The 23033-nt window shown below is 72.7% G+C and carries 23 protein-coding genes; 14 read left to right on the forward strand and 9 right to left on the reverse strand.

Annotated elements, in window-relative coordinates:
• Nucleotides 1-47: 47 nt before the first annotated feature.
• A complete protein-coding gene (locus ACSNOD_RS06395) occupies nt 48-506 on the forward strand; it encodes a hypothetical protein (protein WP_436765763.1) in 459 nt (152 codons plus the stop codon).
• A 59-nt stretch (nt 507-565) separates the two neighbouring features.
• Here the strand turns inward: ACSNOD_RS06395 and ACSNOD_RS06400 are convergent, their stop codons facing one another.
• Entirely contained in the window at nt 566-1258 is a 693-nt protein-coding gene (locus ACSNOD_RS06400) for a FadR/GntR family transcriptional regulator (RefSeq protein WP_436765764.1), read from the reverse strand.
• Between the two features lie 93 nt (nt 1259-1351).
• Between ACSNOD_RS06400 and ACSNOD_RS06405 the strand changes: the two genes are divergently transcribed.
• The 4 genes from ACSNOD_RS06405 to ACSNOD_RS06420 all read left to right on the forward strand — a co-directional run bounded on the left by ACSNOD_RS06405 (nt 1352) and on the right by ACSNOD_RS06420 (nt 4172).
• Nucleotides 1352-2668, forward strand: a complete 1317-nt coding sequence (locus ACSNOD_RS06405) for a CynX/NimT family MFS transporter (RefSeq protein WP_436765765.1) — start codon at nt 1352-1354, stop codon at nt 2666-2668.
• 217 nt (nt 2669-2885) lie between these two features.
• Nucleotides 2886-3002 (forward strand): SGM_5486 family transporter-associated protein, encoded by a 117-nt coding sequence (locus tag ACSNOD_RS06410; RefSeq protein ID WP_436765766.1) that lies wholly within the window; start codon nt 2886-2888, stop codon nt 3000-3002.
• Nucleotides 3003-3261: 259 nt separating this feature from the next.
• Entirely contained in the window at nt 3262-3486 is a 225-nt protein-coding gene (locus ACSNOD_RS06415; protein WP_436765767.1) for a hypothetical protein, read from the forward strand.
• A 134-nt stretch (nt 3487-3620) separates the two neighbouring features.
• Nucleotides 3621-4172, forward strand: a complete 552-nt coding sequence (locus tag ACSNOD_RS06420; protein ID WP_436765768.1) for a SixA phosphatase family protein — start codon at nt 3621-3623, stop codon at nt 4170-4172.
• Between the two features lie 169 nt (nt 4173-4341).
• On the opposite strand, the gene serB is transcribed toward ACSNOD_RS06420, so the two are convergent.
• A complete protein-coding gene (serB, locus tag ACSNOD_RS06425) occupies nt 4342-5604 on the reverse strand; it encodes a phosphoserine phosphatase SerB (protein WP_436765769.1) in 1263 nt (420 codons plus the stop codon).
• Nucleotides 5605-5852: 248 nt separating this feature from the next.
• Nucleotides 5853-7973, reverse strand: coding sequence for a streptophobe family protein (locus ACSNOD_RS06430; RefSeq protein WP_436765770.1), 2121 nt, complete (start codon nt 7971-7973; stop codon nt 5853-5855).
• A 186-nt stretch (nt 7974-8159) separates the two neighbouring features.
• Between ACSNOD_RS06430 and ACSNOD_RS06435 the strand changes: the two genes are divergently transcribed.
• Nucleotides 8160-10976, forward strand: coding sequence for an FHA domain-containing protein (locus tag ACSNOD_RS06435; RefSeq protein ID WP_436765771.1), 2817 nt, complete (start codon nt 8160-8162; stop codon nt 10974-10976).
• Between the two features lie 136 nt (nt 10977-11112).
• Here ACSNOD_RS06435 and ACSNOD_RS06440 read toward each other — a convergent pair whose 3' ends face one another.
• Both ACSNOD_RS06440 and ACSNOD_RS06445 read right to left on the reverse strand, forming a co-directional pair.
• A complete protein-coding gene (locus ACSNOD_RS06440) occupies nt 11113-11814 on the reverse strand; it encodes a transglycosylase SLT domain-containing protein (protein ID WP_436765772.1) in 702 nt (233 codons plus the stop codon).
• 424 nt (nt 11815-12238) lie between these two features.
• Nucleotides 12239-12940 carry a nitroreductase family protein gene (locus ACSNOD_RS06445; protein ID WP_436765773.1) on the reverse strand — a complete coding sequence of 234 codons (702 nt, stop codon included), beginning with the start codon at nt 12938-12940 and terminating at the stop codon, nt 12239-12241.
• 107 nt (nt 12941-13047) lie between these two features.
• Here ACSNOD_RS06445 and ACSNOD_RS06450 point away from each other — a divergent pair, with 107 nt between their 5' ends.
• The 3 genes from ACSNOD_RS06450 (at nt 13048) to ACSNOD_RS06460 (ending at nt 15314) form a co-directional block, all read left to right on the forward strand.
• A complete protein-coding gene (locus tag ACSNOD_RS06450; protein ID WP_436765774.1) occupies nt 13048-14196 on the forward strand; it encodes a GAF domain-containing sensor histidine kinase in 1149 nt (382 codons plus the stop codon).
• Nucleotides 14197-14224: 28 nt separating this feature from the next.
• Nucleotides 14225-14878, forward strand: a complete 654-nt coding sequence (locus ACSNOD_RS06455; protein WP_436765785.1) for a response regulator — start codon at nt 14225-14227, stop codon at nt 14876-14878.
• A gap of 190 nt (nt 14879-15068) precedes the next feature.
• On the forward strand, nt 15069-15314 hold the full coding sequence (locus ACSNOD_RS06460; protein ID WP_436765775.1) for a chaplin: 246 nt from the start codon (nt 15069-15071) through the stop codon (nt 15312-15314).
• Between the two features lie 93 nt (nt 15315-15407).
• Here ACSNOD_RS06460 and ACSNOD_RS06465 read toward each other — a convergent pair whose 3' ends face one another.
• Nucleotides 15408-16211, reverse strand: a complete 804-nt coding sequence (locus ACSNOD_RS06465; protein ID WP_436765776.1) for a hypothetical protein — start codon at nt 16209-16211, stop codon at nt 15408-15410.
• Nucleotides 16212-16321: 110 nt separating this feature from the next.
• On the opposite strand from ACSNOD_RS06465, the gene ACSNOD_RS06470 reads away from it, so the two are divergent.
• The 4 genes from ACSNOD_RS06470 to ACSNOD_RS06485 all read left to right on the forward strand — a co-directional run bounded on the left by ACSNOD_RS06470 (nt 16322) and on the right by ACSNOD_RS06485 (nt 19618).
• Nucleotides 16322-17113, forward strand: a complete 792-nt coding sequence (locus ACSNOD_RS06470) for an ABC transporter ATP-binding protein (protein ID WP_436765777.1) — start codon at nt 16322-16324, stop codon at nt 17111-17113.
• 77 nt (nt 17114-17190) lie between these two features.
• A complete protein-coding gene (locus ACSNOD_RS06475; RefSeq protein ID WP_436765778.1) occupies nt 17191-17622 on the forward strand; it encodes an NfeD family protein in 432 nt (143 codons plus the stop codon).
• A gap of 115 nt (nt 17623-17737) precedes the next feature.
• Nucleotides 17738-18685 carry an SPFH domain-containing protein gene (locus ACSNOD_RS06480; protein WP_436765779.1) on the forward strand — a complete coding sequence of 316 codons (948 nt, stop codon included), beginning with the start codon at nt 17738-17740 and terminating at the stop codon, nt 18683-18685.
• A 159-nt stretch (nt 18686-18844) separates the two neighbouring features.
• On the forward strand, nt 18845-19618 hold the full coding sequence (locus ACSNOD_RS06485; protein WP_436765780.1) for a sulfite exporter TauE/SafE family protein: 774 nt from the start codon (nt 18845-18847) through the stop codon (nt 19616-19618).
• Nucleotides 19619-19681: 63 nt separating this feature from the next.
• Here the strand turns inward: ACSNOD_RS06485 and ACSNOD_RS06490 are convergent, their stop codons facing one another.
• From ACSNOD_RS06490 to ACSNOD_RS06500, 3 genes are all read right to left on the reverse strand, one after another.
• Nucleotides 19682-20227: an HNH endonuclease gene (locus ACSNOD_RS06490; RefSeq protein WP_436765781.1), complete on the reverse strand. Its 546-nt coding sequence runs from the start codon at nt 20225-20227 to the stop codon at nt 19682-19684.
• A gap of 208 nt (nt 20228-20435) precedes the next feature.
• A complete protein-coding gene (locus ACSNOD_RS06495) occupies nt 20436-20963 on the reverse strand; it encodes a YbhB/YbcL family Raf kinase inhibitor-like protein (protein ID WP_436765782.1) in 528 nt (175 codons plus the stop codon).
• A gap of 73 nt (nt 20964-21036) precedes the next feature.
• The gene (locus ACSNOD_RS06500) at nt 21037-21819 is read right to left on the reverse strand and encodes a sporulation protein (protein WP_436765783.1); all 783 of its coding nucleotides are present in this window, start codon (nt 21817-21819) and stop codon (nt 21037-21039) included.
• Nucleotides 21820-21928: 109 nt separating this feature from the next.
• On the opposite strand from ACSNOD_RS06500, the gene ACSNOD_RS06505 reads away from it, so the two are divergent.
• Complete coding sequence (locus tag ACSNOD_RS06505; protein ID WP_436765784.1) at nt 21929-22588, forward strand: DNA-3-methyladenine glycosylase; 660 nt, start codon at nt 21929-21931, stop codon at nt 22586-22588.
• Nucleotides 22589-23033: the final 445 nt, after the last annotated feature.

Below are 23033 nucleotides of genomic sequence, written 5' to 3' on the forward strand. Positions count from 1 at the left end.
GAGGTGCAGCCGCGGCCCGGTCGCGGTACGGCCGAGGAGGTCCCGCCATGCGTACGGTCCCCACGGTGTTCCGCCCGCCGGCCCCGCGGCATGTCGCGGCGGCGCTGCTGCTGGCGGCCACCGGGCTGATCTGTACGGCGTCGGCGACGGGCCCCGAGGGGGTGACGGTGCCGGCCACGGCCCCCGCCGCCGCCCGGTCACCGCTGGACCCGGACCGCCCGAACGGAACGGACCGCCCCGACAGCCCGGACGGGACGCGCGGTCCCGCGCTGGGCTCCGGCGCCCGCTGCCGCACCGACGTCCAGGGCTCGCGGGTCACGGCGCAGTGCCACAACCCGTACCCCGACACCGACCGGGTCCAGCTCCACATCGAGTGCGACCGCTGGTGGGACCCGGACGTCGACAGCGCGCCGGCCGAGGTCGGGCCCGCCCAGCGGGTGGAGCTCAGCGGCCGCTGCTGGCTGGGCATCCGCCAGGCGTGGGTGAGCCATACGCCGCCGTCGTGAACGGCCGCCCGGCCTCCGCGCCGCCCGGCCGGTTCCCGCGCCGCCCGCCGGTCTCCGCCTCAGTCGGTCGCGGCCGTGCGGCAGCGCTCCGGCAGGCACGACACGGCGTGCCCCGCCGCCTCGCTCGCCGCCGTCTCCGCGTCACCGGCCCGGATCGCCTCGACCAGGCGCCCGTGGTCCATGTGGTCCTCCTGCCGCAGCTCCTGGCCCACGTCCTGACGGAGAAACGCGCGCAGTACGGAGCTCAGGTCCGCGTAGAGGGCCGTCAGTACGTCGTTGTGCGAGGCCGCCACCACCGCGAGGTGCAGCGTGGCGTCCGCCTCCACGAACGCCTCCGCGTCCCCCGAGTCCCAGGCCTCCTCGCGCCGCCGCAGCAGCGCATCGAGCTGGCGCAGGTCCTTCTCCGTCCGCCGCCGCGCGGCCAGCCGCGCCCCGGAGGACTCCAGGGTGCTGCGCAGTTCCGCGATGTGCGCGCGGTCGGCGTCCTCGAACCGGCGGTGCATCACGCCGGCGAGCTCGCTGGTGGCCACCACGTACGTGCCCGAGCCCTGCCGGATGTCCAGCAGGCCGTTGTGCGCCAGCGCCCGCACGGCCTCCCGCACGGTGTTACGGGCCACCCCGAGCTGCTCGACCAGCTCGGGCTCGGTCGGGATGCGCGTGCCCAGCGGCCACTCACCCGAGGTGATCTGCTTCCGGAGCTGGGCGATCACCTGGTCGGCGAGCGCCGAGCGGCGGGGGCTGGTCAGTGCCATGGGGCTCCTCGGTGAGGGGCGCGGCCGTGGGGGCCGGCGACCTGCGGAGTATGGGGTGGACAGGGATTCATCCCATGATTCTATGATGGGCTCATGGCTGATGACGAGACCCGGACCCTGGACCGAACCGAGGAGAACGCCCCGGCGGCCGCCCCCGCCCCGACCCCGGCCGCCCGGGTGACGCCGTCCGCCGCCTCGACCCGGCCCGGCCCCCGCTGGCTGGCCGCCGTGGTCATGGCGGGCATCGTCCTGGCCGCGCTCAATCTGCGCCCCGCGATCACCAGCCTCGGCGCGCTGCTCGAAGAGGTACGCGTCGGCCTCGGCATGAGCGGTGGCGTCGCCGGCCTGCTCACCTCCGTCCCCACGCTCTGCTTCGCCGTCTTCGGCCTCGCCGCGCCCCGGCTGGCCCGCCGCTGGGGGCCGGGCGCGGTGGTCTGCGCCGGCATGGTGGCCATCACCCTCGGCCTGGCGATACGTCCCTTCATGGACACCACCCCGGCCTTCCTCGCGGCGAGCGCCGTGGCCCTGGCCGGCATCGCGGTCAGCAACGTCCTGATGCCGGTGGTCATCAAGCGCTGGTTCCCCGAGCGGGTCGGCTCCATGACCGGCCTCTACTCGATGGCCCTCTCCCTGGGCACCGCGCTGGCCGCCGCCGTCACCGTCCCCATGGCCCACGCGCTCGGCGGCGGCTGGCGGACCGGACTGGGGATGTGGGCGGTGCTCGCCGCCGTCGCCGTGCTGCCCTGGCTGGCCGTGTTCCGCGCCCGCGGCGCCGACGCCGGCGCCGGGGGCACCGCCCCCGCCGAGGCGAACACCGCGACCCCGCCCACCGTACGGATCACGAAGTCGCCCACCGCCTGGGCGCTCGGCGTCTTCTTCGGCCTCCAGGCCACCGGCGCCTACATCACCATGGGCTGGATGCCGCAGATCTTCCGCGACGCGGGCGTCTCGGCGGAGACGGCGGGAGTACTGCTCGCGGCGGTCATGATGATGGGCGTCCCGCTGTCCTTCGTGCTGCCGAGGGTCGCGGCCCGGATGCGGCACCAGGGGCTGCTCGCCGTCGTCCTGGGCGCCTTCGGACTCACCGGCTACGCCGGCCTCTGGCTCGCGCCCGCCGAGGGCGCCTGGGCCTGGGCGCTCATCCTCGGCGTCTCCAACTGCGCCTTCCCGCTCGCCCTCACCATGATCGGCATGCGGGCCCGCAGCCACGCGGGGGTCGTCCGGCTCTCCGCGTTCGCCCAGAGCATCGGCTATCTGCTCTCCATCCCCGGCCCCCTGCTGGTGGGCTGGCTGTACGAGAGCAGCGGCGGCTGGGACCTGCCCATCGCCCTCATGGCAGGACTGATGGTGCCCCAGATCGTCGCCGGCGTGCTGGCGGGCCGCGACCGCCGCATCGAGGACGAGATCTGACCGTACGGATCGAGGGGCCGGCTTTTTGTCCGTACGGATCGAGGGGCCGGCTCGTTCGTACGGAGCGAGCCCGCGGCTTTCGTCCGTACGGATCGAGGGGCCGGCTCATCCGTACGGAGCGAGCCCGCCGCTGGTGACCGTACGGATCGAGGGAAGCCGGTCGCCGTACCGACGGGCCGGGCCCCGGGCATCCGTGGCGGGGTGGGACACTTGTCCCATGCCAGTGCTCGAACCGAATCCGCAGAACGGACAGAAGACGCTGCTCATCGTGCTCGGCGCGATGATCGGCATCACCGTGGTCATCGGCGTGATCGCCGCCATCGCGGCCCCCTGAGCAGCCGCCGTCGCGGTCCTTGAGCCCGTGGCCGCTCCTCGTCACCCGACCGTCGCCCGACCGTCGCCCGGCCTCCGTACGGCGGGGTGGGGCTGTCCCCACCACCCCTAGGGGGCTGGGGTCAGGGGCACCTGGGTGGATCACCGGATGGCCGCCCGGCCCCTCCGCTCCGTAGGTTCGAGAACGCGCCGCGGCCCCGCGGCCCGCGGCCGTCCCCGACGGCCGTGTCACGTCGCCGAGCCGGACGGAGGCGGTCGTCATGTCGGCCCGTTCCCACACTCCCGGGCGCTCCTCGGCCGGGCCCGGCGCCCGGACGCGACTGCCGTGGTGGGCGGTGCTCCTTCCGGCCGTCGCGTTCGCCGTACTGCTCGTGGTCGTCGACGGCAGCGGCACGGCGCGCGCCGAGTCCGCCGGCCGTCCCCCGGCCGGGATCGTCCAGGTCCTCGGGCACTTCCTGGCCGCTCTGCCGTCGCACGGCTCGTGACCGACCCCGCCCGCGACCGGCCGCCGGTCCGGCCCCCGCGGCCCGCCCGGTCCGTCGCCGCCGGTGGTCACCCGTGGTGGGGAGCGTCTCAACACCCCGAGCCACGCGGCCGGTTTCGTGCGAAGCTGGGACGCATGAGCGTCGCTGCATCTTCCCGGGGGAGCTCCCCCGGCCCCTCGGAAACACGCAGGATCGTCCTTCTCCGGCACGCCAAGGCCGAATGGTCCCAGGAGTCCGACATCGAACGGCCGCTCGCCGACCGCGGCCGTAAGGACGCGCCCGCCGCCGGCAGGTGGCTCGCGGGCGCGGGCATCACCCCCGATCTGACCCTCTGCTCGACGGCGGTCAGGACGCGCGAGACCTGGAAGCTGGTCGTCCCGGAGCTGCCGCAACGCCCCAGGACGGTGTACGAGGACCGGCTGTACGAGGCGTCGCTCGGCGAGCTCATCGCGCTCCTCAACGAGACCCCGGACGACGTCAATGACCTGATGCTGGTCGGTCACAACCCCGGGATGCACGCGCTGGCCGACGCCCTCAGCGGCGAGGCGGAGGGAGACCTGCTGGCGCGGATGAACCGCAGCGGCTTCCCGACCGCGAGCATCGCGGTCGTCGGGTTCACCGGGTCGTGGAAGGCCGTCGAACACGGGGTGGGCAGGCTGCTCGCGTTCTGGGCTCCGCACCTGTAGCCGGGACCGCTGCCCGCCCGGTGCCCCGCGGGCGGGCCCGGCCCTCGGGCCCGGCCCGCGAACGGCCCACAGGACGGACCACCGGCCGACCCACTGAGGAACGGACCACGGCCGCCTCACCGAGAACGGACCACGGCCGACATGCCCCGCGGCCCGGCGGTCGGGGCCGTCAGCCGACGTGCGTGCGCGCCGCCTCGACCTCTTCCCGCGTGATGCCGAGCAGATACAGCACGGTGTCCAGGAAGGGCACGTTCACCGCCGTGTGCGCGGCCTCCCGCACCACCGGCTTGGCGTTGAAGGCGACGCCGAGTCCGGCCGCGTTGAGCATGTCCAGGTCGTTGGCGCCGTCGCCGATCGCGACCGTCTGGGTGAGCGGCACGCCCGCCTCCTGGGCGAAGCGGCGCAGCAGCCGTGCCTTGCCCGCCCGGTCGACGATCTCGCCCACCACCCGCCCGGTGAACCGGCCGTCCACCACCTCCAGGGTGTTGGCCGACGCGAAGTCCAGCCCGAGGCGCTCCTTGAGGTCGTCCGTGACCTGGGTGAAGCCCCCGGATACCACGCCGACCTGGTAGCCCAGCAGCTTGAGGGTGCGGATCAGTGTCCGCGCGCCGGGCGTGAGCCGGACCTCGGCCCGCACCTTGTCGACCACCGAGGCGTCCAGCCCCTCCAGCAGGGCCACCCGGGCGTGCAGCGACTGTTCGAAGTCCAGCTCGCCCCGCATGGCGGCGGCCGTCACCTCCGCGACGCGCTCCTCGCAGCCCGCGTGGGCGGCGAACAGCTCGATCACCTCGTCCTGGATGAGGGTGGAGTCCACGTCCATCACCACCAGGCGCTGGGCGCGCCTCTGGAGGCCGGAGGCGACCACCGCCACGTCGATGCCCAGCGCCGCGGCCTCGATGGCCAGAGCGGTCCGCAGCGGGCCCGTCTCGGCCCCCGAGACCTCGAACTCCACGGCCGTCACCGGGTACTTGGCCAGCCGGAAGATCCGGTCGATGTTCCCGCCGGTGCCCGTGATCCGGGCGGCGATGCGTGCCGTCGACTCGGCGGTGAGGGGGTGGCCCAGGACGGTCACATGGGAACGCCCGGTGCCTCGGGGCCGGTTGTCGCCCCGGCCGGAGATGATCTCGGCCTGGAGCCTGAGGGAGTCGGCCCAGCTGTGCACGGTGGCGCGCAGCTCGCCCTCGGTGGTGCCCTCCGCCGTCGGCGCGGTGACCAGGGCGCACAGCGTTATCCGGCCCCGCGTCACCACCTGCTCGATGTCCACGACGTCCACACCGTAGGCGGCGAGGGTGTCGAACAGCCCGGCGGTGATGCCGGGTCGGTCCTTGCCGAAGATCTTGACGAGCAGGGTCGGTATGTCGTCGCCCGGTACGGCGGCGGCAGGCGGGGTCCGCTCGGGAACGGCAGGCGGGATCTGCGATGCGTCGCTCATGGTGCTTCCACCGTATCCGGCGGCGGAAGCGGTCCGCGCGCCCGTCCCGCTGGACGGAACGCGCCGTACGCTCGGCGTTCTCCTGCTGTCGCTCCCGCGTTCCCCTGCGTTCCCCCGCGGTCGCCGTACGGCCGTCGCGGGGGAGCTACGGGCCGCCTGCGGACGCCTGGCGGTCGCGTGGGGGCCGCGCGGGGGTGACGCGGGCCGGCCCGCTCGTCCGCCGCTCCCCTGGCCCCGGTCCGCCGGGGTCAGCTCCGGGGCGGCCGCTTCGGCGGTGGCGGGGGAGCCTCCGGTGGCGGTGGCGGCTTCTTCGGCGCGCGTCGGGGCCGGGGCGGTGGCAGTGGCAGCGGGGCCCCGGCGACGGTGGGCGCACTGGCGTACGGCGGCCGGCTGTCCGGCTCGGCCCCGGCGCTCGGCCCGTACGGGGGTTCGCCGACCGGCTGGGCTGTGTCGCTCGGCCCGTACGGCGGTTCGCCGACCGGTCCGCTGCCACCTCTCGGCCCGTACGGCGGTTCGCCGACCGGTCCGCTTCCACCCCTCGGCCCGTACGGTGGCCCGGCCCCCTCCGGCCGGCTGCCCCCGGGCGGCGGCCCGGACGGCCCATGGGACGGCACGCCCTGCGCGACAGAACGGTGCGAGGGAGCACCGGGCGGCGACCCGGTGTCCGGCGGCGCGGAGGGAGACGCGGAGGGAGACGCGGACGGCGGCGCGGACGGCGGGCGTCCGCCGAGGACCATCGTGCCCGGGTCCCATCGCAGATACGGATTGGTCGCCGGGTTCGGGGGCCGGTACCCCGGGCTGGGCCGGTACGGGCCCGGCGCCGCGCCCTCCGGGCCGCCGCCCCCACCGGCCGCGCCGCCGGCCACGGGCCCCGCCGCGAGCGGCGCGACCCGCCGCCCCGCGGCCCCGGCGGCCAGCGCCAGCAGCGCTCCCACCGCGCCCGCCGCCGCCCCCCAGGCGGCGCCCAGCGGCAGGGCCCATGGCACGCTGCCCCGCAGCTCCAGCCCCGCGTCGAAGGCGTCGATGCCGAAGACCGCGACGCCGGCGTCCACCGACACCCGGGTCACCAGGGCCAGCAGCGGCAGCGCCAGCGCGGTCGCACCGGCCAGGGACAGCGCGCAGCGGCCGGCGAACGCGAGCGACCCACCGCCGCCCCTAGGGGTCCGTACGGCGGTCAGCGCCCCCGCGCCCAGCATGGCCACCGCGGCCGCGACCGCCAGCAGCCACACCCGGGAGTCCAGCTCGGCCAGCCGGCCGAGGGTCACCGGCTCCTCGACCTCCGCCGTCAGCAGCCGGTTCAGTGGATCGGGCAGCAGGTTCACCAGCGCGCCGTCGGCCGTGCCCCGCCAGGGGACGAACAGGCCGAGCGGCAACCCCATCCACACCCCGTTCGGCGCCGCCAGCAGGGCCGCGCCGAACACCCGCCCGGGGCGGTCGTCACCGGCCGCCGCGGAGGCACCGGCCACCAGTCCGGCGCCGACGGCGAGCAGTACGGTGGCGCGGAGCGCGGAGGCCGCCGGCCGCACCCGGCGGTGCAGCGCGTCCCAGCCGCGGGGGAGCGGCGTACGGCGGGAGGCGAGCAGCGCGATCAGCAGTACGGCGAGAACCCACGCCAGTCCACCCAGCAGGGAGCCCGCGAGGTCGACCCGGAAGCCGACCGTCGCCTCGGCGCCGACCAGGTCGGCCAGCCGGTCCGGCAGCCCCCCGCCCGGGTCGCCGAGGTCGCCCAGCCCGCCCGGCAGCCGCTCGGCGATGTCGTCCGGCAGACCGGGGATGTCGGGCAGCCCGGGCAGGTCGGACGCCCCGGGCCCGTCCCCGCCGGGGCCGCTCCCGCCCGAGCCGTCCGCACCGAGGCCGTCGGGCACCAGCGTCGAACCGTCGAGGGTCACCGTGTCGTTGCCCACCCAGGCGAGCCCGCCCAGCAGCGCCAGGAAGAGCGCCGTCACGGTGGCCGCACGGGCGGCGAGTTCGCCGGCCCCGATCACCGGCCCCGCGCCGCGCAGCGACCGCAGGAACGTCCAGGAGAGCAGCAGGGCCCCGACCAGAGCGACCCCGAGTGGCGCGAATTCGATGGCCGTTCGGGCCTCCGCGCCCTCCAGTCCGAAGATTTCGACGTCCCCCGACGGATGAACACGGCCGCCCACGGCCAGCACCACGGTGGCCGCCGTCATCGGGCCCAAGGACGTTATGACATCGGCACCAAGTAAATGCAGACCGAGCGCCGCGATTCCCACCATGCCGAGAAAAGCCCAGCTCACTGCCGCTATCGAGGAGAGCAGCAGCTCCCCGGGGCGGATCGACCGACTCCGGCTCGTGCCCATCACTGCCCCCCGATAGGTACCGAGTTGCCCTGTTTGCGCATGATCCATGCGCTTCCATGAGCAGTTACCACTCTCCGGGGGTGTTTCGCTGGCGTCAACCGGCGCTCGGCGGGCGCACCGCGCCGGTGCCACCCGCGGGCCGACTTTCTGTTCACCAACTCAGCCTGAAATAGTTCCTCACGATGTTTGCCATCCCTAGACTCCCTGAGCGGGGAGTCATTCGGGGGACAAGTAGTGGGGCATGGAGTGCCGGAACTCGTACTGGAATTGAACGGACAAACCTGGACGCTTGATCCGTCCAGGGCGTACACCCTCGGACGCGATCCGCAGGGCGACATGGTGGTCGAGGACGCCAGGGTCTCCTGGCGGCATGCCACGGTCCGCTGGGGCGGACGCGGCTGGGTCATCGAGGACCACGGAAGCACCAACGGCACCTATGTACAGGGCCAGCGGATTCAGCAGATGGAGATCGGCCCTGGTTCCACCGTGCACCTCGGCAACGCCACGGACGGCCCGCGGCTGACGATCGCCGGCGCGGCCCCCTCCGGGCAGCCCGGCGCGTACGGCTCGCAGGGCGCCATGGCCGCGCCGCACCAGGCCCAGCAGCACCAGGCCCCGGCGCAGCCGCAGCAGTACCAGCAGCCGCACCCGCAGCCGCATCAGCAGCCCGGCGCCGGCTGGGCTGGCGGCCACCCCGAGCAGCAGGGCTGGCAGCAGCCCGGGCACGGGCAGGGCGCCGGCCACGGCCAGGTCCCGCAGCAGGGTCACGCCCCCCAGCACGCGCAGGCACCGCAGCACGCGCAGGCCCCGCTCCACGGCCACCAGCCCCACCCCGCCCAGCAGGGTCACGCCGCCGGGCACGCCGCGCACGCCGGACACCCCGCGCCGCACCAGCAGCACCAGGGCCAGCAGCACCAGGCCCCGGCCCAGCCGCAGCCGCACCAGCCGCACCAGCCGCAGCCGCACCAGCCGCAGCCGCACCCGCAGCCCGGGCAGCACGCCCCGGGCGGCCACGGCACCCCGGCCGCGGCGGGCGCCCCGCCGGTCTACGGCGACCGCAGCCCGACGACGTTCCACCAGCTCGCCGTCGGCAAGGTGACCCGCATCGGCCGTGCGCTCGAGAACGACCTGGTCGTCTCCGACCTCCAGGTCTCGCGCAACCACGCCGAGTTCCGGGCCACCCCCGACGGCCGCTTCGAGATCGTCGACCTCGGCAGCCACAACGGCACCTATGTCAACGGTCAGCCGGTCCAGCGCCAGATCATCGGCCCCCAGGACATCGTCGGTGTCGGTCACTCCACGTTCCGGCTGGTCGGCGACCGGCTGGAGGAGTTCGTCGACACCGGCGAGGTCAGCTTCTCCGCCCGGCACCTCACCGTCACGGTGGACGGCGGCAAGCAGATCCTCAAGGACGTCTCCTTCGGCGCCCCGGAGAAGTCCCTGATCGCCGTCATCGGCCCGTCCGGCTCCGGAAAGTCGACGCTGCTCAAGGCGCTCACCGGCTACCGGCCCGCCGATCAGGGCGAGGTGCTGTACGACAACCGGAACCTGTACAAGCAGTTCGCCGAGCTGCGGCAGCGCATCGGTCTGGTCCCGCAGGACGACATCCTGCACAAGGAGCTGACCGTCCGCACCGCGCTCCGGTACGCCGCCAAGCTCCGCTTCCCCGGTGACACCGCGGAGGCCGAGCGCGAGGCCCGCATCGACGAGGTGCTGCGCGAGCTCAAGCTGGACATCCACAAGGAGAAGAAGGTCACCTCCCTCTCCGGTGGCCAGCGCAAGCGCGTCTCGGTGGCCCTGGAGCTGCTCACCAAGCCGTCGCTGATCTTCCTCGACGAGCCCACGTCCGGTCTCGACCCGGGCATGGACCGCGATGTCATGCAGCTGCTGCGCGGCCTCGCCGACGACGGCCGTACGGTGCTCGTGGTCACCCACTCCGTGGCCGAGCTGGCGCTGTGCGACAAGCTGCTGGTGATGGCGCCGGGCGGCTCGGTGGCCTACTTCGGCCCCCCCGAGGAGGCGCTCAACTTCTTCGGCTACGAGACCTGGGCCGATGTCTTCTCGGCGTTCGAGAACTACCGCGACTACGACTGGGCGGGCCGCTGGCGCGGCTCGCAGCACTACCAGATGTACGCCGCCGACATCGACGCCGTCGCCCCCCAGTCGGCCGCCGTGCAGCCGCAGCAGACGCGCCCGCCCAAGCCGCAGAGCTGGGGCGCGCAGCTGTGGACGCTCATCCGGCGCTATGTCTCGGTGATCGCCTCGGACAAGGGCTTCATGGCCCTGATGCTGATCCTGCCCGCCGTCCTGGGCGTGGTCAGCACCGTGATCCCGTCCGACTTCGACCTCCGCCCGACCGGCAAGCCCAACTCCTTCAACCAGGACGCCGGCACGATCATGCTGATCCTCGCGGTCGGCATGTGCTTCTCCGGCGCGGCCAACTCCGTACGAGAGTTGATCAAGGAGCGGGTCATCTACGAGCGGGAGCGGGCCACCGGCCTGTCCCGGTCGGCGTACCTGATGTCGAAGGTGATCGTCCTCGGCCTGATCACGGCCGTCCAGGGCGTCATCATCTGCGCCATCGGCTTCTCCGTGCGCGAGCTGCCCGACGACGGGCTGATCATGCCGCCGGCCGCCGAGCTCTGCCTGGTGATCATCGGGCTGGGCTTCACCTCGATGATGTTCGGCCTGGTGATCTCCTCGCTGGTGAAGACCGCCGAGAAGACCATGCCGCTGCTGGTGATGTTCGCGATCGTGCAGGTCGTCTTCACCGGCATCCTGTTCAAGCTCTACGACTCGCCCGGCATCGAGCAGGTCGCCTGGCTGATGCCGTCGCGCTGGGCCATCGCCGCCGCCGGCTCCACCCTGGACCTCTCGCACGTCATGGCGCCCTGGGACCGCAAGAACCCCGGCAACCTCGACCCGCTGTGGGAGGCCACCGTCGGCCAGTGGGGCATGAACATGGGCGTGCTCATCGCCATGGGCGTGCTCTGCGGCGTCGTCGTGGCGCGCCTGCTGCGCCGGCACGAGCCGGAGGTCATGCGCAAGTAACCGCGGCCGGCCGCCCTTCGCACGGGCGGCCACGCGAGAGCCGGACACGCAAGGGCGGCGGCACCCCCGACCGGGGTGCCGCCGCCCTTGTGCTGTCCTCCGCCGGAAGCGGGGGGTACGGTGCGCGACCGAAGGATCAGTACGCGGAGTTCACGTTGTCCATCGAGCCGTAGCGGGCCGCCGCGTAGTTGCAGGCCGCGGTGATGTTGGCGACCGGGTCGTAGATGTCCCAGGACGTGCCCTCGACGTGGTACGCCTTGAAGGTCGGGTCGATGACCTGGAGCAGGCCCTTGGACGGGATGCCGTTCTTGGCGTTGATGTCCCAGAGGTTGATGGCGCGCGGGTTGCCGCCGGACTCCCGGATGATGTTGCGCTTGATGCCGTCGTAGCTGCCCGGAATGCCCTTCGCCTTCATGACGTCCAGGGCCTCGCGAATCCAGCCGTCGAGGTTGTTGGGGTACGACTTGGCGGCGGGCGCCGGCTCACTGCGCTGGGCGGAGCGGGACGCGGCCTCGGCACGCTCCCGGTCGGCCTTGGCCTTCGCCTCGGCGTCGGCCTTCTTCTTGGCCTCCTCGTCGGCCTTGCGCTTCGCCTCGGCCTCGGTCTTCGCCTGCTCGGCGGCCCGGGCGGACTGCTGGGAGACGATGTCCTGCTGCTGCTCGGCACCGGTCTCGCCGGCGTTCCAGGCGACCGGCTTGGCGGACAGCGCCTGGGCGCCGACCTCGGCCTCGGCGGGGCCCGGCACGACGGCGAAGGCCAGAGCGGCGGCGCCGGCCGCGGCGATGCCGGCGACGGAGAGCTTATGGGTCCGGTTCAGGCGGGTATAACCAGAAAGCATGGCGGAGTACGACCTCTTCCAATAGCGGGCGCCGCAGAGCCGGGCAGGAAACAGCGAGCGCGCCCCGAGCGGTGGGACCGCGCTCGCCAGGTCCGGGAAAAGCGCCGCCTCTTGTGTCGGCGGCGCTCTGCGACGGGAGCCATTGTTAGCGGCCGAAAAATCGCCTGGCAAAGGTGTGACCTACGAAGGTCCTTAGTGGATCTCGCCCTTCGCCAGGTGCGTCGAAACCCCCCTCCTCCCCGCTCACACGCCCTTTATGCGTCCACTACGCACGCTCGTACGTGATGTGCGTCCTATGCGCGGGCTCACATCGGGCGTGTAACAATTTCACCAGCTGTGCGCATGCGAATGCGCCGAGTATCGATTTTCCGGAAGGTTTCCGGCGGTTCTCGCAATGACGAGGGAAGCGGCGCCCGCGCGCCCCTCAGATCTCCACCATCACCTGCTCCAAGGATTTGCGGACCAGATCCGGGACCCGGCAGTCGGGCGCCGGATAGCCGACCGGGATCACCGCGAACGCCTTCTCGTTGGCCGGCCGCCCCAGCACCTCCGAGAGGAAGCGCATCGGACTGGGCGTGTGCACCAGCGCCGCCAGCCCCGACAGATGGAGCGCGGACAGCAGCATCCCCACCGCGATGCCCACCGACTCGTCCACGTAGTAGTGCTTGCGCCGGTCGCCGTCCGGCCCCAGCCAGTAGCGCTGCTGGAAGACCACGATCAGTACGGGCGCGTCCGTCAGATGCGGCTTGACCTCGTCCGTGCCCAGCGGACGCAGCGCCGCCAGCCACTCCTCGCCCAGCCGCCCCGCGTAGGAGCGGCGCTCCTCCGCCTCCGCCGCCTCCCGAATCCGCCGCCGCACGTCCGCGTCCTTGACCAGGACGAAGGTCCACGGCTGCTGGTGCGCCCCCGACGGCGCGGTCGCCGCACAGGCGATCGCGTCCCGCACCACCCGCTCCGGCACGGGGTCGGGGGAGAACTGCCGCACCGTTCTGCGCTCGCTCATCCGCTGCCGCAGCTCCGCCGCCCGGGAGAGCGACTCGGCCGGGCTCATGCGCGCGGGGCGGTAGGGGACCGGTCGATAGGGTTCGCCGTGCGTCGGCGTCCACGCCGTCTGTGACAGAGACATGCGTACGAGTGTGGTCCGCGAAGGCCCTTCGGCCTAGGCCGCGGGACGTAAGAGGGGGCGGTCGTCCGTCCGATCCGCGCTCCATGGCCCGCCGGTACGGTGAGGTCATGACGAACCCGCCCGGATCGGGACTCGCCCAGGTGAGCGGCGCCCTGCTGGCCATGAACCGGCAGCTCGACGTCCGCGATGTGCTCCACACCATCGTGGCCTCGGCACGCGAGCTGATGAACGCCGAGTACGCCGCCCTCGGCGTCCCGGACGATCACGGTGGATTCGCCCAGTTCGTCGTCGACGGCGTCAGCGACGAGGAGTGGAAGGCCATCGGCCCGCTGCCGCGCCAGCACGGCATCCTCGCCGCCATGCTCAGCGAGGCCACCCCGCAGCGGCTCGCCGACGTACGCGAGGACCCCCGCTTCGGCGGCTGGCCCAAGGCCCACCCCGAGATGACCGACTTCCTCGGGCTGCCCGTCGCCGACGGCGACGAGGTGCTCGGCGCCCTCTTCATCGCGAACAAGCGTTCGGTGAACGCCGACGGCAGTACGGGCTTCACCGCCGACGACGAGGCCCTCCTCGGTCTCCTCGCCCAGCACGCCGCCATCGCGCTGAACAACGCCACGCTGTACGAGCGCAGCCGGGAGCTCACCATCGCCGAGGAGCGCTCCCGGCTCGCCCACGAGCTGCACGACGCCGTCGCCCAGAAGCTGTTCTCGCTGCGGCTGACCGCCCAGGCCGCCACCGCCCTCGTCGACCGCGACCCGGTCCGCGCCAAGGACGAGCTGAGCCAGGTCGCCGCGCTCGCCGCCGAGGCCGCCGACGAGCTGCGCGCCGCCGTGGTCGAACTGCGCCCCGCGGCCCTCGACGAGGACGGGCTGATCGCCACCCTCCGCACCCAGGTCCAGGTGCTCGACCGCGCCCACAGCGCCCGGGTCACCTTCACCTGCCACGGCGTTAGGGCGCTGCCCGCCGCCCAGGAGGAGGCCCTGCTGCGGGTGGCCCAGGAGGCACTGCACAACGCACTGCGGCACGCGGGGGCCCAGCGGGTGGACGTCATCCTGCGCAAGCGGGGCGCGGGCGCCGTCCTGCGGGTCACCGACGACGGCCGGGGCTTCGACCCGTACGCGGTCCGTCGCGCGGGCCGCCATCTCGGACTGGTGTCGATGAGGGACAGGGCGGGCGGCGTCGGTGGCCGCCTGACCGTGGAGTCGGAGCCCGGCAAGGGCACAGTGATCGAAATGGAGGTGCCCGGTGGCTGCTGAGACGACCCGGGGAGCGACCCCGGCGGCCCTGGCGGAGAGCGGGACGGACGGCATCCGCGTCCTGCTGGTCGACGACCACCAGGTGGTACGGCGCGGACTGCGCACGTTCCTGGAGGTCCAGGACGACATCGACGTGGTCGGGGAGGCGGCGGACGGCGCGGAGGGCGTGGCCCGCGCCGAGGAGCTGCGCCCCGACGTCATCCTGATGGACGTCAAGATGCCGGGCACGGACGGCATCGAGGCCCTGCGTCGGCTCGCCGACCTCGAGAACCCGGCCCGCGTACTGATCATCACCAGCTTCACCGAGCAGCGCACCGTCGTGCCCGCCCTGCGCGCCGGAGCCGCCGGGTACGTCTACAAGGACGTCGACCCCGACGCGCTCGCCGACGCCATCCGCTCGGTGCACGCCGGGCATGTGCTGCTCCAGCCGGAGGTCGCGGGGGCGCTGCTGTCGCAGGAGGTGGCGAACGGGGGGCAGGGCCGCGGCGGGGCGCTGACGGAGCGGGAGCGCGAGGTGCTGGCGCTGATCGCGGACGGCCGCTCCAACCGGGAGATCGCGCGGGCGCTGGTGCTCTCCGAGAAGACGGTCAAGACCCACGTCTCGAACATCCTGATGAAGCTCGATCTCGCGGACCGCACCCAGGCCGCGCTCTGGGCGGTACGGCACGGGGTGACCGGTTGACCCGGGACGTGCCGCGCGGCTGGCCCATGGCGTACCGCGGCCGCCGCGGCAACCGGAACGTAATCCTACGGACTGAGATTCATACCGTCGGGTGTATGTAGCCCACATGGCGCAACTCGTGGCACGGCCGACCGTTTTCCAGGGCGTGCTGCGGTGATCCGCCGCAGCAGATGCCTAGGAAGGTCAAGAAGTGATGAAGCTCAAGAAGGCTGCCGCTGTCACCATCGCCGCCGGTGGGATCATCGCCGCGGGTGCGGGTGTCGCCTCGGCTCACGGCGCCTCGGACGCGAACGCGCACGCCGTGAACTCCCCCGGCATCGGCTCGGGCAACGTCGTTCAGGTTCCCGTTGACGTTCCGGTGCAGGTCTGCGGCAACAGCATCAACGTCGTTGGGCTGCTGAACCCGTCCTTCGGCAATGAGTGCACCAACCACTGACGAGCACTCGTGCGGTCGTACCGCCCGTGACCGACCCCGGAGCCACTGCCTCCGGGGTCGGTCCCGCTTCCGGCTCCGACAGCCCCGCGCCGCTCAGCCGCGCCCGCGCTCCTCCACATAGGCGTTGTACGCCGCCACCTGGGCGCGCCGCGCCGTGCGCTCCACCGGGCGCAGCGCTTCCGCGCGCGCCGCCATCTGCGCCGCGCTCACCGCGCCACCGTGCTCCCGGCCGTCGCCGCCCGCCGGGCCCCGCGCGATGGAGATCAGCGCCGCCACCCGCTGGGCGAGCTCCAGCACCCGGGCCGCCCGCGGGGGATACCCCGGGGCCAGCACCTCCCGGCCGCGCCCGGCCCGCGCGCGATAGGCATCCAGGGCCGCCTCCGCCACCGGCCCCGACCCCGCCACATCGAGCCGCGTCAGCGCCTCGGTGGCGTCCCGCAGCGCCTCCGCGAGCTCGCGCTCGGCCTCACCGAGCGAGGGCACGTCCGCCGGCGCGCCGTCCCGCACGGGCAGACAGCGCCACACCACCTCGACGTGCTCGTCGTCCTCCGGCCCCACCGAGGTCACCTCGGGCACCAGGCCCAGCGACGGGCCGCCCACCGCGATCACGGCCTCCTCGGCGGCCAGCGCGCGGGCGTTGAACTCGGGCGGACCGCTCAGGCCCAGCGGATGCCCCGGCGCCGGCAGCGCCACCCGCAGCCCGCTCACTCCCAGGGCGCGCAGCCGGCCCAGCCCGAGGGTGAGCCCGACCGGCGCCGGCTCGCCCGGCAGATCGGCCACGCGGTGCGAGGCGTCGTCACCGACAATGTGGGATGCGGCATCATCCGGTGCGATAAATCCGGCAATGAGGGCATTTCCCCACGCCGCCAGCCGTCCTGAGCGAGGTTCCGAGAGCATGCACCCAGCCTAAGGACTGGGACCGACGGCGGGTGGCGTAGGTTTTCCCTGGGGACGCGCCTATCGGCGCCCACGCGACATTCGACACTGCAAGGGGAGACAACGCGCTCATGAGCGATGTACTGGAGCTGGTGGACGTAACCGTGGTCCGCGAGGGCCGGGCTCTGGTGGACCAGGTCTCGTGGTCGGTCGCCGAGGGGGAGCGCTGGGTGATCCTCGGCCCCAACGGCGCCGGCAAGACCACCCTGCTCAATGTCGCCTCCAGCTATCTCTTCCCGACCTCCGGCACCGCCCAGGTCCTCGGCGAGAAGCTCGGCGGTGTCGACGTCTTCGAGCTGCGCCCGCGCATCGGCATGGCCGGCATCGCCATGGCCGACAAGCTGCCCCACGAGCAGACCGTCCTCCAGACCGTGCTCACCGCCGCCTACGGGATGACCGCCCACTGGCGCGAGAGCTACGAGGCCGTGGACGAGGACCGCGCCCGCGCCTTCCTCGACCGGCTCGGCATGAGCGACTACCTCGACCGCAAGTTCGGCACCCTCTCCGAGGGCGAGCGCAAGCGCACGCTGATCGCCCGCGCCATGATGACCGACCCCGAGCTGCTGCTGCTCGACGAGCCCGCCGCCGGACTCGACCTCGGTGGGCGAGAGGACCTCGTACGGCGCCTGGGCCGGCTGGCGCGGGACCCATACGCCCCCTCCATGATCATGGTGACCCACCACGTCGAGGAGATCCCGCCGGGCTTCACCCATGTGCTGATGATCCGTCAGGGCAAGGTGCTCGCCGCGGGCTCCCTCGAGGACGAGCTCAACTCCCGCAATCTGTCCCGCTGCTTCGGCCTCCCGCTGGTCGTCGAGCGCCACGGCGACCGCTGGTCCGCCCAGGGCCTGCCGCTGAGCTGACCGCGGCCGCGCCGACCCTCGCCGAGGCCCCCCGAGGACGGCGCACCCCTGTCGGCGACACGGCCACCACGCCTACCATGAACCGTGTGGACGCATGGGTGTGGTGGCTGATCGCCGCCGTGGGGCTGGGCATTCCTCTCGTCATGACCGCGATGCCGGAGTTCGGCATGTTCGCGGTCGGAGCGGTCGGCGCCGCCGCGACCGACGCGCTCGGGGGCGGCACCGTGGCCCAAGTCGTCGTGTTCGCCGCCGTGTCGGTGGCACTGATCGCCGTCGTGCGCCCCATCGCCGCCCGGCACCGTTCCCAACGCCCCCAGTTCGCCAGTGGAGTCGACGGCCTGCGCGGCCGTCAGGCCCTCGTGCTCGAACGCGTCGACAGCCAGGGCGGCCGCATCAAACTCGGGGGCGAGATCTGGTCCGCCCGCACGCTCGACACCGACCAGGTGTACGAAGCCGGCCAGCAGGTCGACGTCGTCGACATCGACGGGGCGACGGCCATCGTCATGTGAGCGTCATGTGAGCCGAACGGGTGACGGGCGGGCTCCCCCGAACCCGCTGCGCCGTGTCCCGCTCTCTGACAGACTCGATCTCGATCAACGACGCAGGAAGGCAGGGGGAGCCGCGATGGAACCGATCATCATCGTTCTGATCATTCTGGTGGTGCTCGTCTTCATCGCCCTCATGAAGACGGTTCAGGTGATCCCGCAGGCGAGCGCGGCGATCGTGGAGCGGTTCGGCCGCTACACCCGCACCCTCAACGCCGGCCTGAACATCGTCGTCCCCTTCATCGACTCCATCCGCAACCGCATCGACCTCCGCGAACAGGTCGTGCCGTTCCCGCCCCAGCCGGTGATCACCCAGGACAACCTCGTGGTGAACATCGACACCGTCATCTACTACCAGGTGACCGACGCCCGGGCCGCCACGTACGAGGTCGCCAGCTACATCCAGGCGATCGAGCAGCTCACCGTCACCACCCTGCGGAACATCATCGGCGGCATGGACCTGGAGCGGACCCTGACCTCCCGCGAGGAGATCAACGCGGCGCTCCGCGGCGTCCTCGACGAGGCCACCGGCAAGTGGGGCATCCGCGTCAACCGCGTGGAGCTCAAGGCCATCGAACCGCCCACCTCCATCCAGGACTCGATGGAGAAGCAGATGCGCGCCGACCGCGACAAGCGCGCCGCCATCCTCACCGCCGAGGGCATCCGGCAGTCGCAGATCCTGACCGCGGAGGGCGAGAAGCAGTCCGCCATCCTCCGCGCCGAGGGCGAGGCCAAGGCCGCGGCCCTGCGCGCCGAGGGCGAGGCCCAGGCCATCCGCACCGTGTTCGAGTCCATCCACGCCGGGGACCCCGACCAGAAGCTGCTCTCCTACCAGTACCTCCAGATGCTCCCCAAGATCGCCGAGGGGGACGCCAACAAGCTCTGGATCGTGCCCAGCGAGATCGGTGACGCCCTGAAGGGACTCAGCGGCGCCATCGGCAACTTCGGCCCCATGGGCGGCAACGGCTCCGGCTCCGGCGGCGCCAAGGAGACGCGGCCCCGCCGCGAGTCGCCCCCGCTCGACTGACCCCTCCCGCCGCGGACGAGCCGCGGGCGAACGGCGAGCACCGGACGAGTCGCGAACCGCCCGCGAGCACCGGTGTGAGCCGGGCCACGTGCCGGTCCGGCCCGGCCTCCCGTCCGGCATGATCGAGGCAGCACGCTCCGATCACGGAAGGGCAGACTCGTGGACGTCTGGGAGGCAGCCGCCGTCTTCGCGGCGGGCATCGGAGCCGGCACGATCAACACCATCGTCGGCTCGGGAACGCTCATCACCTTCCCCGTGCTGCTCGCCATCGGCCTGCCACCGATCACCGCCAATGTCTCCAACACCCTCGGCCTCGTCCCCGGCTCGATCAGCGGCGCGATCGGCTACCGCCGCGAACTGGCCGGCCAGGGACGCCGCGTACGCCGCCTCGCCGCCACCACACTCCTCGGCGGCCTCCTCGGCGCGATCCTGCTGCTGTGGCTCCCCTCCGAGGCGTTCGCCACGATCGTCCCCGTGCTCGTCGGCCTCGCCCTGGTGCTCGTGGTGCTCCAACCACGGCTCGCCAAGGCCCTCAAGCGCCGCCGCGAGGCGAACGGCACCACCCCCGACAGCACCGCCGACGGCGGCCCCCTCCTCCACCTCGGCATGCTGCTCGCCAGCGCGTACGGCGGCTACTTCGGCGCCGCCCAGGGCGTGCTCTACGTGTCCCTGATGGGCCTGCTGCTCCACGAGGACCTGCAGCGCGTCAACGCCGTCAAGAACGTGCTCGCCGCCCTGGTCAACGGCGTCGCCGCGCTGTTCTTCCTCTTCGTCGCCGACTTCGACTGGATCGCCGTCCTGCTGATCGCCGTCGGCTCGGCGCTCGGCGGCCAGCTCGGCGCCAAGGTGGGCCGGCGGCTGTCACCCACCGCCCTGCGCGCCGTCATCGTGGCGGTCGGCTTGGTCGCGATCGCCCAACTGCTGATCGACTGAGGCCGCACACCCCGTCAGGGGGTGAGCCGCGCACACCGCCAGGGGGCGCGGACACCGCGCGCGTCAGGCGGGCAGCGCCAGCCACTCGGGCAGTGGCGGCGCCTGGCCTCCGGCCTCGCCCGCCGCGACCGAGGAGGACCGCCGCTCGGACATCCTCAGCGCCAACAGCAGCGCGTCCGCCGGCGTCGGCTCGAACGGCTGGAAGAGCAGCCGCATCCCGGCCTGCTCCGGCGTACGGTCGGCCTTGCGGTGATTGTCCTCCGCACAGGCCGCCACCGTGTTCAGCCAGGTGTCGCCACCCCCGCGGGACCTGGGCAGCACGTGGTCCACCGTGGTCGCCCGCCGCCCGCAGTACGCGCACCGGTGCCGGTCCCTGACGAGCACCCCGCGCCGCGACCACGGCGCCTGTCTTCGGTAGGGCACCTTGATGTACCGGCAGAGCCTGATCACCTGGGGCACCGGGAGCTCGACCGACGAGGCCCGCAGCCGCAGCCCCGGATGGGCCTGCTCCACCACGGCCTTGTCCTGCATGACCAGCACCACCGCGCGCCGCAGCGTCACCGTCGACAGCGGCTCGAAGCTCGCGTTCAGCACCAGCGTCTCGCGCATCGCGCGCCCACCTCCCGGGTCCTCCCCGCCGCCGCGGCGGGCCGGGATCAACTCTGGCCGGGCCCACCAGTGGGAACAACGCAATTTCCTGTACGGCGGGGGGCGCGTGGGTGAAGAGACGGCGCACAAGCCGACTGCCCCGGCCGCCAGCGAGGCGACCGGGGCAGTACGGAGCGAGGGGGATCGCGCGGGCGTCGCGCGGGCGCCGTCAGTCGGCCGCGTACTCGCCGATGACCTGGGCGCGCGCCAGGGAGTGGAAGGTGAGGTTGAAGCCCACCACCGCCGGCGAGGCGTCCGCGTCCGGACCCAGCTTCTCCTTGTCCACCGCGTACACGGTGAACACATAGCGGTGGGCCGGGCCGGGCGGCGGCGCGGCGCCGCCGAAGTCACGGGAGCCGTAGTCGTTGCGGACGTGCACCGCGCCCTCGGGCAGCCCCTCGAACTGCCCGCTGCCCGCTCCCGCCGGCAGCTCGGTGACCGTGGCCGGGATGTCGAACAGCACCCAGTGCCAGAAGCCGCTGCCGGTGGGCGCGTCGGGATCGAAGCAGGTGACCGCGAAGCTCTTGGTCTCCGAGGGGAAGCCCTCCCACCGCAGATGCGGCGACACGTTCCCCTTCGCGTACACCTGAGCGTCGCCCAGCGTCGCCCCCTGCCGCACATCGTCGCTCACCACGGTGAACGACGGCACCGGCGGGAGAAAGTCATGCGGGAGCGGCGGCCTCTTGAGCTCGGTCACGTCGAAACCTCCTGGACGGGTGATCTCTGCTTCGAACCGTCGGTACCGGCCCGAGCGTGGTACAGGCCCGAGCCTAGAGCCAGTTGCGCCGGCCACCGACCTCGGCGAGCCACTGGTTGAGGTAGGCGGCCCAATCGGTCTGCTGGTACGACGCCAGATCGACGGTGAACGCCCGGTACGAGTCGCTGCCCTCGGTGAACAGGCCCGGCTTCTTGTCCATCTCCAGCACGACGTCCATCTGACGGTCGTCGGCGATGAACGTCAGCTCGACCTGGTGCAGCCCCCGGTACTGCTGCGGCGCGAAGAACTCGATCTCCTGGTAGAAGGGCAGCCGCTGCCGGGTCCCGCGAATGTGCCCCCGCTCGAGGTCGGCGCTCTTGAAGCGGAAGCCCAGATGCCCGAAGGCGTCGAGAATGGCCTGCTGGGCGGGGAGCGGGTGCACGTTCACCGGATCGAGGTCGCCCGAGTCCACGGCCCGCGCGATCGCCAGCTCGGTCGTCACCCCCACGTGCATCCCGGTCAGGTGCTGGCCGAACACGGTGGTCACCGGGGTCTCCCAGGGCACCTCCAGGGAGAACGGCACCGAGTGCACCGCGCCGGCCTGCAGCTCGAAGGCCCCGCCCAGCTGCTGCCGGTGGAACTCGATGTCCTGCCGGTGCTCCTGGTCGCCGCTCTCCACCTCGACCCGCGCCTGCAGACCGACGGACAGCCCCTCGATCCGCTGGGCGACGGAGCCGCCCTGCACATGCACCTCGCCCTGGACGACGCCGCCCGGGACCACGTGGGCCTCGGTGAGCACCGTCTCCACGGACGCCCCACCCGCACCCAAGCTCGCGAGCAGCTTCTTGAAGCCCATGTCTTTCCTCCCAGGCTGTGCCTGTGTCCCGTTCCGTGTTCATCAAACGCGCGGATCGGCGTCGCGGTTCCGAGCCGGTTTCCTCGCGGGCCAAGTACGCTCGGTCCGCATGACTGCGCCATCCGACCGTGACCGTACGCCGTTGACCCGGGACTTCTTCGACCGCCCGGTGCTGGACGTGGCCCCCGATCTGCTCGGCCGCACCCTGGTGCGCATGACCCCGGACGGCCCCATCGAGGTGCGGCTGACCGAGGTGGAGGCGTACGCCGGGGACGCCGACCCCGGCTCGCACGCCTACCGCGGCCGCACCGCGCGCAACTCCTCGATGTTCGGCCCGCCCGGGCACGCGTATGTCTACTTCATCTACGGCATGTGGTTCAGCCTCAACCTGGTCTGCGGCCCGGAGGGGACCGCGAGCGGTGTGCTGCTGAGGGCCGGGGAGATCATCGTGGGGAGCGAGCTGGCGCACAAGCGCCGGCCGACCGCCCGGCGCGAGAGCGACCTGGCCAAGGGCCCCGCGCGCCTGGCGACCGCCCTGGACGTGGACCGCTCCCTCAATGGCACCGATCTGTGCGGCGGGCGCCCGGACGCCCCTCTGTCCGTACTGGCGGGCACCCCCGTCGCGCCGGAGCGCATCCACAGCGGCCCCCGTACGGGTGTCGGCGGCGAGGGGGCGGCGCACCCCTGGCGCTTCTGGGTGGAGGGCGACCCGACGGTGAGCCCGTACCGCGCCCATGTGCCGCGTCGCCGTCGGACCAGCGGTGCTTGACTCCGCCCACCGAAGCGCCTAACGTAGCCCGAGCCGCTGGAACGAGCAGCGCCGTGGGCATGGCCAGAAGGCCGGCCCGCAGCCGATCGAGGCGGCACAACCACTACTGATGAACGATTCCCGATCGGGTCGTATTTCGGCGTGCCGGAATTCAATCCGGGCTCGATTATGAGTCGCGAGGGAAAACCGCTAACGTGGTGGTCACGCCGGAAGGCGCGAAACCCCGCCGAGGGGGATCGGAAACCGATTCGGACCGGAAACGGAACGGAAAAGGATCTGATAAACTCGGAGAGGCCGGAAAGCGAAAGCGGGAAGGCCGACCCCGATCCAACAGGGGGCCGGAAACGGGAAGCGGAAACGCGAAACGGATCTGGTAAGGTTGGAAACACCGAAGGGAAGCGCCCGGAGGGCCGGTGGGAGCCGGACCGAAGGAAGCGTCCGTTCC

This window comes from Streptomyces sp. URMC 123, from assembly GCF_051386515.1.
GTDB lineage: Bacteria > Actinomycetota > Actinomycetes > Streptomycetales > Streptomycetaceae > Streptomyces.

Coding starts and splice junctions, on each gene's coding strand:
- ACSNOD_RS06400 (WP_436765764.1), bottom strand. CDS start 1,258: ATGGCACTGACCAGCCCCCGCCGCTCGGCGCTCGCCGACCAGGTGATC.
- ACSNOD_RS06450 (WP_436765774.1), top strand. CDS start 13,048: ATGACGAACCCGCCCGGATCGGGACTCGCCCAGGTGAGCGGCGCCCTG.
- ACSNOD_RS06505 (WP_436765784.1), top strand. CDS start 21,929: ATGACTGCGCCATCCGACCGTGACCGTACGCCGTTGACCCGGGACTTC.
- ACSNOD_RS06445 (WP_436765773.1), bottom strand. CDS start 12,940: ATGTCTCTGTCACAGACGGCGTGGACGCCGACGCACGGCGAACCCTAT.
- ACSNOD_RS06405 (WP_436765765.1), top strand. CDS start 1,352: ATGGCTGATGACGAGACCCGGACCCTGGACCGAACCGAGGAGAACGCC.
- ACSNOD_RS06490 (WP_436765781.1), bottom strand. CDS start 20,227: ATGCGCGAGACGCTGGTGCTGAACGCGAGCTTCGAGCCGCTGTCGACG.
- ACSNOD_RS06430 (WP_436765770.1), bottom strand. CDS start 7,973: ATGGATCATGCGCAAACAGGGCAACTCGGTACCTATCGGGGGGCAGTG.
- serB (WP_436765769.1), bottom strand. CDS start 5,604: ATGAGCGACGCATCGCAGATCCCGCCTGCCGTTCCCGAGCGGACCCCG.
- ACSNOD_RS06470 (WP_436765777.1), top strand. CDS start 16,322: ATGAGCGATGTACTGGAGCTGGTGGACGTAACCGTGGTCCGCGAGGGC.
- ACSNOD_RS06410 (WP_436765766.1), top strand. CDS start 2,886: ATGCCAGTGCTCGAACCGAATCCGCAGAACGGACAGAAGACGCTGCTC.
- ACSNOD_RS06395 (WP_436765763.1), top strand. CDS start 48: ATGCGTACGGTCCCCACGGTGTTCCGCCCGCCGGCCCCGCGGCATGTC.
- ACSNOD_RS06475 (WP_436765778.1), top strand. CDS start 17,191: ATGAACCGTGTGGACGCATGGGTGTGGTGGCTGATCGCCGCCGTGGGG.
- ACSNOD_RS06420 (WP_436765768.1), top strand. CDS start 3,621: ATGAGCGTCGCTGCATCTTCCCGGGGGAGCTCCCCCGGCCCCTCGGAA.
- ACSNOD_RS06500 (WP_436765783.1), bottom strand. CDS start 21,819: ATGGGCTTCAAGAAGCTGCTCGCGAGCTTGGGTGCGGGTGGGGCGTCC.
- ACSNOD_RS06480 (WP_436765779.1), top strand. CDS start 17,738: ATGGAACCGATCATCATCGTTCTGATCATTCTGGTGGTGCTCGTCTTC.
- ACSNOD_RS06465 (WP_436765776.1), bottom strand. CDS start 16,211: ATGCTCTCGGAACCTCGCTCAGGACGGCTGGCGGCGTGGGGAAATGCC.
- ACSNOD_RS06415 (WP_436765767.1), top strand. CDS start 3,262: ATGTCGGCCCGTTCCCACACTCCCGGGCGCTCCTCGGCCGGGCCCGGC.
- ACSNOD_RS06440 (WP_436765772.1), bottom strand. CDS start 11,814: ATGCTTTCTGGTTATACCCGCCTGAACCGGACCCATAAGCTCTCCGTC.